At 55.5% G+C, this 8,996-nt stretch carries 3 protein-coding genes; 1 reads left to right on the top strand and 2 read right to left on the bottom strand.

Features of this window, described 5'->3' with window-relative positions; all coding sequences use genetic code 11:
- Positions 1-2,570, bottom strand: a 2,570-nt coding sequence (locus QM579_RS13950; RefSeq protein ID WP_414999730.1) for a VCBS domain-containing protein, incomplete at its 3' end; no start/stop codon positions are given.
- A 1,197-nt stretch (positions 2,571-3,767) separates the two neighbouring features.
- On the opposite strand from QM579_RS13950, the gene QM579_RS13945 reads away from it, so the two are divergent.
- Positions 3,768-5,714: an ATP-binding cassette domain-containing protein gene (locus QM579_RS13945; protein ID WP_414999729.1), complete on the top strand. Its 1,947-nt coding sequence runs from the start codon at positions 3,768-3,770 to the stop codon at positions 5,712-5,714.
- A 279-nt stretch (positions 5,715-5,993) separates the two neighbouring features.
- Here the strand turns inward: QM579_RS13945 and QM579_RS13940 are convergent, their stop codons facing one another.
- Entirely contained in the window at positions 5,994-8,342 is a 2,349-nt protein-coding gene (locus QM579_RS13940; protein ID WP_414999728.1) for a Tex family protein, read from the bottom strand.
- Between the last annotated feature and the right edge of the window lie 654 nt (positions 8,343-8,996).

Below are 8,996 nucleotides of genomic sequence, written 5' to 3'. Positions count from 1 at the left end.
CTGCTCCAGCTAACGGTTTTGCCGTCCTGATGCACGAGCCCGAAGGTTATGGTGTCATTACTGTCCATATCCGTCACAGCAAAGGTGCCGGAAACCGCTGCCGCTTCATGAGGATGATCCACACCCTGCTCACTGACGGCAACAGAAGAGACGGTTCGTGCCAAATCCACCTGCGGAGCTTCATTGGAGCCACGAATGGTTATGGTAATGGGCGTAACGCTGGTAACGGATTTGGCGTTGACATCACTGGCGTCATGAGCGTCGCTGACCGTGGGGTAAACCTTAAGCGCTATGGACTCACCTTCGCCAAGCTTGTCTGCCGGGCTGCCCGCCGCGTCATTGAGCACAAAGGTGTACTGGCCCTTCTGGCCGCCTGCACCGTCAGATACGGATTCCATCTGCAACGTGCCAAAATAGGCGTTGTTGGCGGGCTGTTCCGTTGCAAAGGTAAAGGAGCCGTCAGCATTGATGGCCGTAACGTATACGACGCCGCTGACCGGGGCGCTGCCGTCAGCGTGCTGTGCAAGGCCGAAAGACAGATGCGCCATATCGCCAGTGTCCACGTCAGACGCGGTAACACTGCCGACAAGGGTCAGCTTGTGGTCTGCGGGATTGGTATTTTCACGCGCATCAAGAACGCCGCCCAGGCCGCCAGCATAAAAAACACCGGATTCCTTGACCCAGCCGCTCTCCACCGAAGTGAATTGGGGCGCGTCGTTCGCGCCGTCAATGCGTATGGCGATGGTCGTGCTGCTCCACGCACCGTGTACGTCCTGCACCACGGCGGGCACCGTGACATTCAGCCCGTTCGAAGAGTTGTTGTCGTCCAGAGCCTGCACGCACGGGGCGTTGTTATTGAGCGTAAAGGAAAACTTGCCGTTGGCGGCGTCTGTCATAGTTATGACGCCGTAGTAATTGCCGTCGGCAGGAGCCGTGGTTGAAAGCGCGTAGCCGCCGTTTTCAGCCACAACATACAGCATGTCCACACGCACGCCGTCATGATTGAAGCCGTACAACAAGTCCGTGCCGTCATGATCAACATCAACACCGTGAAGCTGGCCATTGGCAACAGTTACTCCGCTGTCCTCAGCCAGAGTGACGGCTTCGGGCGCGCCGGTGAAGTATGGCCGCTCATTGCTGCCCACGATGGTGATGTCAATGATGTTATCCGAGCCGGAACTGCCCGACACGTCATGGCCGCTGCGCAGCACGTTGGGCATGCTGTCTGTCGCGCCGTGGATGTCGGTAACGCTTGGCGTGAAGGAAATTGTGAGCTTTTCACCTTCAGAAAGCTTGTCTACAGAGCCGCCTGTTGTGGTATCGAGGTCAAAGCGGTAGGTGCCGTCAGCAGTGTTTACATACAGCTTGCCATACTCGGTTACATACACCTTGGTGAAGGGCAGCGAATCTGAGGGGATTATAGCCGTGCCGGCGGGCAAAGCCACGCTGGCACCGTTCACTTGCATCGCGGAAATATCGAAAGGATTGTCCCCAAGACCATCATTGTCGGGATCATGCGCTTCGATACGGCCCACAAGACTTTGCGCCCTGTGCTCGCCATCGCCCACGCCATCGGCAGTGATGGCCCGATTTTCAGGAGCATCACCGGGCTGTGTGGCGCCAAGATCCGTTGAACGGCCGCCTGGGGCCCACACGCCATCGTCTTTCAGCGTAAAATCGTTGACGCCCGTAATATCCGGGGCATCGTTGGCCCCGGTGATAACGGCGTTAATGGGCTGACGCACGGTGTGGCCCATTCCGTCATTTATCTCGACAACAATGCTGTCCGTATGGGTTTGCCCCTGGGAAAGCTTGTCTACAAGGCTGTCAGGATTTTGCTTGAGCGTGTACTCGAAATCAAAAGTGATGTTGGAGCCGCTTCCCTTGGGCGTGATAACCAGAACACCGTAATCACTTTCAATGGCCGTGGGGCCAGAAAGGCTGACGCTTGCCGCCCTGCCGCCCATATTTACCGTTGCGGTGAGCCTGTCGCCGTCCTGGTCATTGACAGTAAAACTGCCGCGCATGCTGGACACGCCGCGCGCTTCGCCGCCAGCGCCGTTCCAGCCGTCTTCCAGCAGCCCCAGGGTGATGGGCGCGCCAGCAGTGTTGAGACCGGGGGCAACATTGGCAATGGTGCCATAGGCCCATTCATCCGTCGGCTGCTGGGCGTCAAAGGCCAGACGGTAATCAAGCTCGTTGAGATGCCACGTGCCTTCAGCAAGGTTCATACTGGCATAGTCGCTATAGCGGGCTCCACGCTCGGCGCTGGCAGCAGGCCCCGCAGCAGGCGCAAGGTCAGGCCCAAAGGCCTGAAAAAAGTCCGCCCCGGCGATCATCTGTCCGTCGATCTGGAACTCCGGCATTTCTTCCTTGGTGTATGCTGCATAGAAATTCTGCAGCTCAAGGGAGGAGCCATCGTCAAAATTGAAAAACAGGCTATTGGAACCTTCTGGCCGATCAATACTTACCTGATCCGCCGAAAAATCAAGAACGATGCGGGCATCAGGAGCGCTGGGCACAGCAATATGCTGTCCTGCGGACGGGCGTGAAAGCTTGATGTCTGCCATGTGAATGCACCCTTTGCTACAGCTGTCTTTTATAGACAAGCTGTTTTTATTGAAATACGTACAAAATAAAAGGAGCTCTGCCGCGCCGAAAATCAGACGCACGCAGTTCCATACATGCAAAAAAGGCACCAATATAGTGAAGAAGAGAGGAAGAGAAATCTTCCGCGCAAAAGAGCTTACCCGCGCAGCGCAACAAAGGACACTTCGCGAAGTTCTTTTCGAATATCACGGACTTAAGCGTTGCAAAGTCCGTAGATTCAGTAGGGCAGAATGGGAAATCCAGGGGGGCGATTTCCGCCACAAGAACACAAACAAGGAAGGAGCTGGCGGTAAAGCAAGCCCCGGAGATTATAAACAATAGTTCCTGTTCTCGGCGAACTGAACCTAACGCCACACCTATATACGTGTCAAGAATTATAATTCTGATAATGTATTTTTCAATCGCGCGAATAATCTTGCTCTGACAACGCCATAGTACAGTTTCAGTTAAAGGTCAGGCATGTTAAAAATTCGCAACGCCACCACACACAGCAATTTATGCAGTTGTGAGAACTTCAGAGCACACATGAAAAGCGCAATATTTCGTCTTTTTGTTACGCTTGCCGCCAGCTGCCTACGCCAAAAATCTGCCATATTTTAATAAGCAACTCACAATACTATGCCACTACACACCCATCCATAGTACCACACATTAAATATAGAATATCAAATAATTGTTTTTTTAACGTACCACTATTAAATTTAACTCCGAAAGACGCCCTTTGTGCCAATACTTTCCTTTCATTTTTATTTTATCCTTCTTATAGTTTTAATATTTCAACATAATTATATTATACTTTCATATAATAACTCAACTTTTGCGCTACTAAGTCCGGTAAATACAGCTCAGATGCAAGCCTTGCACATTTAAAAACTCATATACTATCAGGAATAATACACGATAAGGCTTTTTTATGACCCTGCCCCTCTAAAAAATACCTTCATATTTCCACTGGCAACGGGCTGCACCGCCCGAACGCCAGCTAGCCAATCCCAAGGCCGTTGCGTCGGCCAAGCCCCTGAGGTATTGATACGCTTCCGCAAGCGAGGGGGCAGACGCCCACACGAACCGAACGCCGTTTTTGCGGGATGAAAAAACATCCCTTTGAGCGTTGAGCGTCCTACCCCGAGCATACTACCATAGCGCTGGAGAACCTCTTGGCATTTTTGAGCATGCAGGGCGTAACCCTGAACCTCGGCGGCAAGCCGCTGCTGGATGCGGCAGATTTTTCCGTTGAAACTGGCGAACGGCTTTGCCTCATCGGGCGCAATGGCGCGGGGAAATCTTCGCTGCTGGCACTTCTGGGCGGGCAGATGCCGCCGGATTCTGGCATTATCGTCCGCCCTGGCACCCAGATAGGGCAAATGCCCCAGGACGTGCCCGAAGACTGGCGCGGCTCTGTTTTTTCTCTGGTAGCCGAGGCTCTTGGCGAAGAGGGCAAAGCCCTTGCCGCCGCCCATGCAGGAACAGGACACGATGCTGCGGCCCACAGTGCAGACACTGCGCCCGCCGAGCTTTCCGGCAGCTATAATGCCGCAGGGCACGAGGCCGGGCTGCATCTAGCGTCGGACTGGGAACGCTACGGCGAAGTGCTTGCCGTCATCAATCATCTGGAACTGGACCCGGATGCCGAATTCGCCTCGCTCTCCGGCGGAACCAAACGCCGGGTCGCCCTGGCGCGGGCGCTTGTTTGTTCTGAAGACCTTATTCTGGACGAACCCACCAACCATCTCGACCTTGCTACCATTACCTGGCTTGAAAATTTTCTGCTGCGCAAGGCCCGCACCCTGATCTTCGTCAGCCATGACCGGGCCTTTTCCAAACGGCTCGCCACGCGAGTAGTGGAGATCGACCGGGGCAAGCTCCACAGCTATTCCTGCGGATTTGACCGCTACCCGGAACGCCGTGAGGAACGGCTTGCCACCGAGGAACGCGCCTTTGCGCTTTTTGACAAAAAGCTCGCCCAGGAAGAAGTGTGGATTCGCCAAGGCATCAAGGCCCGGCGCACGCGCAATATGGGCCGGGTTCGCGCCCTTGAAGCCTTGCGGGCCGAACGCGCCGACCGGCGCGACAAGCAGGGCAACGTGCGCATGGCCGCACAGGAAGCAGGACGCTCGGGCAAGCTTGTCATTGAGGCAGACAACGTAACGTTTGGCTACCCCGGCAAATCGCCGCTTTTCAGCGAATTTTCCACCATCATCCAGCGCGGCGACCGCGTGGGCCTGATTGGCGACAACGGTACAGGCAAAACCACCCTGCTCCGCGTGCTGCTTGGCGAGCTGCCGTCCACAGAAGGCACCGTGCGGCTCGGCACCAATTTGCAGATCAGCTACTTTGACCAGTTGCGCGAAAGCCTTAACCCTGAAGAAAGCGTTATGGACAGCGTGGCGGAAGGCAACGACGTTGTCACCGTGGGCGGCAATACGCGTCATGTGGCCGGATACCTGCAAGACTTTCTTTTTACCCCGGACCGCCTCCGCCTGCCTGTCAAAGCCCTGTCCGGCGGCGAGCGCAACCGCCTGCTGCTGGCAAAGCTGTTCACCCGGCCATCGAACGTGCTGGTGCTGGACGAACCCACCAACGATCTGGATGTGGAAACGCTGGAACTTCTTGAAGAACTGCTGGCGGATTATTCCGGCACGGTGCTTATTGTCAGCCATGACCGGAGCTTTCTGGACAATCTTGTCACCAGCGTCATTGCCCTTGAAGGCGATGGCAAGGCGCACGAGTATGTGGGCGCGTATACAGACTGGCTGCGCCAGCGCTCCACGCCGATTCAGGAAAAGAAGGCGGAAGAAAAAAATAGCAGAACAAACAATCAGACAGACCAGCAGCCGTCTGACAAGCCCCGCCGCCGCAACTTCAAGGAACAGCGGGAATTTGACCTGCTGACCAAGGAACTGGAAGCCCTGCCGGAACAAATGGACGCTCTGGAGCAAGAACAGGCAAACCTTGAAGCGGCCCTGGCGGACCCGGAACTTTTCACCAAAGATCCCGCAGCCTTTACACGCACCACCGAGCGCCTCACCGCGCTGGAAGAAGAACAGACAGAACTTCTGCTGCGTTGGGAAACTGTGGAACAAAGGCTGGAAGAACTCAGTTAAACGCCCCTGCCGTGCTGCCCCGCCGTGCCTTCCCTTTGTTTTTGGCTATGTGGACAGTGCTTTTTTGCAGAGGACGATTCTTATTTGCATACAAAAAGGCTTTTTGCGACGGGAGTGTACGCTTTTGGTACTCAACCCGAAACAAAAAGCCTTTTTTCGCGCAAGGACTGTACTCTTACGCCACATGGCTGAAGTAAAAAATGATCTTTTTACGCAGCTAGCCGGCCGAAAGAATTATCCAAGGGCAGCCCCGAACTGGAGGCAAAACCCCGCGTGAGGTTATTTCTTGCCAAACTTGGAAAGCATATCCTGAAATGGCCTGTGCCCCTGCTCCGGCTTTTGGCGTTCCTGCCGTTTTTCATTCCCGGACTGCGGTCTGCTTTCACGCGAGGGTTTACGCTTGTCGGCATCGGGCCTGCGGCCCTGATCGCGCGTCCGGTCGTGCGCGTGGTTATGCGTGTTGTCACGCGTCTGGCCCCCGGCCTGCTGCCGCACCGGGGCTTCCGCCGGGTTCTTGCGCATAGACAGTGAAATACGTTTGCGGGCCGCGTCCACCTCCAGCACGGTAACGCTCACCTGCTGCTGTACAGTCACCACCGTATGCGGATCGCTGACAAAACTGTCCGCCAGCTGGCTGATGTGTACCAGCCCGTCCTGGTGCACGCCTATGTCCACAAACGCTCCAAAGTTGGTCACGTTGGTGACAATGCCCGGCAGGCGCATACCCGCCTCAAGATCTTCAATACGCGTCACGCCTTCGGCAAAGGCAAAGGCCTCAAAGCCTTCGCGCGGGTCACGGCCCGGCTTTTCCAGTTCGGCAAGGATGTCGCGAAGCGTGGGCAGGCCCACGGTTTCCGTCACATAGGCCTCTGGCTTGATGCGCCGCCGCGTTTCCGCATTGGCAAGCAGATCCGGCACAGAGCAGCCAAGATCCTTGGCCATTGCCTTCACGATTCCATAAGACTCAGGGTGAACGGCCGAAGCATCCAGCGGATTTGTTCCGCCGTGAATGCGTAAAAAACCCGCGGCCTGCTCAAAAGCCTTGGGGCCGAGGCGCGGCACCTTTTGCAAATCCTTGCGCAGGGCAAAGGGACCGTTGGCCTCGCGATAGGCCACCACGGACTTGGCCAGAGCTGGTCCAAGACCGGAAACGTGCGTCAAAAGCTCCACGCTGGCGGTGTTTACCTCTACACCCACCGCGTTCACGCAGCTTTCCACCACATCTTCCAGACTCTTTTTGAGGTCTGTCTGATCCACGTCGTGCTGATACTGCCCAACACCAATGGCCTTGGGATCTATTTTCACCAGTTCGGCAAGCGGGTCCATAAGTCTGCGCCCGATGGAAACTGCGCCGCGCACGGTGAGATCAAGGTCAGGAAATTCTCGCCGCGCCGTTTCAGAAGCGGAATACACGCTGGCCCCGCTTTCGCTGACAACAAGAACAGGAAGAGAAAGCTGCAACGAGCGCACAAGGGCTTCGGTCTCGCGCCCCGCAGTGCCGTTGCCAATGGCAATGGATTCGGCATTGTAGGTGACAGCAAGCTTGCAGATTTTCTCCCCGGCGTCTTTCTGCTGCCCGTCGCTCATTATATGGATAAGGTCGTGGTGCAGCAGCGTGCCTTGGGCGTCCAGGCACACAACCTTGCAGCCTGTTCGAAAACCGGGGTCAATGGCAAGCACGCGCTTTTGCCCCAGAGGCGATGCCAGCAAGAGCTGACGCAGATTCTTGGCAAATACGGCAATGGCTTCGCTTTCGGCTTTCTTTCTCAGGGTCGCGCGCAGCTCTGTCTCCAGTGAGGGCGCAAGCAGACGTTTATAGCCGTCGTCCACAGCTTCACGAACCTGTTGCCCGGCTGGTGAGGAATTTTTTACAAACATGCCCCGAAACAGCGTTTGGGCGGGTTCTGCTTCCGGCAGAAAGTGCAGGGTCAAAAATCCCTCTGTCTCACCGCGCAGCATGGCGAGCAAACGATGCCCGGCGGCCTTGGCTGCATTTTCCTGCCAGTCGAAATAATCGCGAAACTTCGCGCCTTCCTCTTCCTTGCCCTTGGCAACGCTTGACGCCGCTACGGCTTTGCGCGCGAAGAGCTCACGCATGGCTGCGCGGGCAGCGCCGTGCTCGCTGGCAATTTCCGCAATGATGTCCCGTGCTCCAGCCAAGGCAGCCTCTATGGATTCCACGCCTTTTTCCGCATCCACAAAGGACTTTGCAGCTTCTTCAGGCGCAAGCGATGCGGCCTGTTCCAGCATGCTCAGGGCCAGAGGCTCGAGGCCTTTTTCTTTGGCCATTGTGGCGCGGGTACGCCGCTTCGGGCGGTACGGAAGGTATACGTCTTCCAGAGCTGTCATTGTGTCGGCAGTCATGACGCTGTTACGCAGTTCGTCCGTGAGCAGTTCCCGCTCGGTGAGGGAGGCGAGAATGGCCTGCCGCCGCGTTTCCAGTTCGCGCAGTTGCGTAAGCCTGTCACGCACCGCGGCGACAGCGACCTCGTCCAGAGAACCGTGCGCTTCTTTACGATAACGGGCGATAAAGGGAATGGTGGCCCCTTCGTCCAAAAGCTCTGCCACGGCCTTGGCCTGACCTGGGGCGATGCTCAACTCTTTTGCGATCTGCTCAAAAAACTGCACGTAAAATCCTTTGGTTCGGGGAAGAAAACACCACCGCGCTGTGCGGCGTGTGGCGACTGGCGCTCACGGTAGTGCATACCGTTTTTGTATATGCGCGGCAAGGATAAACGCCTTGGGGTGATTCAGGCACGATTGAGCAATATAATTTGGCGTAATGTGCTTGAAAGTTGAGGTAGCCACTCCAGCATGCCTGCACACAGTACTGATTGAAAGAATACGCCGACAAAAATTCTGAACCAATTGATGCCCAGCTTCATTATAGGGTACTATTTTTTATTACTATCAGATGCAGATTACGCTTCCTTCTGCCGTATACAATCTGCCCTTGGTGCAATAATCGGTTTTCTTTAAATAATTAGTAAATAGCGAAAAACGTCTACTGCATTGACAGTACGTTCATAACACTATATTTTGAGCAAAACTAATTAATGATAGTTTTTAGTAATTGCCTTCGGGCATTACGGGGGAGGCGTCTACTCCCCCCCTCCTGCCAAGAGAGCCTTTCCTGATCACAGGGACAAGCGGCTCTGGTCAGCCTGGCTGACCTGCAAGGACTCCTTGCAAATTTTATCCCCAGCCTTGACCGAGTTGGTCATACTATTCGCGTTAGCCACGCGTGCCGTTGGCATGTGCTTTGAGCTGACAACATTAGGA

The organism is Desulfovibrio sp., from assembly GCF_047607245.1.
Classification (GTDB): domain Bacteria; phylum Desulfobacterota; class Desulfovibrionia; order Desulfovibrionales; family Desulfovibrionaceae; genus Desulfovibrio.
Note: the sequence above shows the minus strand (reverse complement) of the source record. Positions and strands in the feature narration are given on the sequence as shown.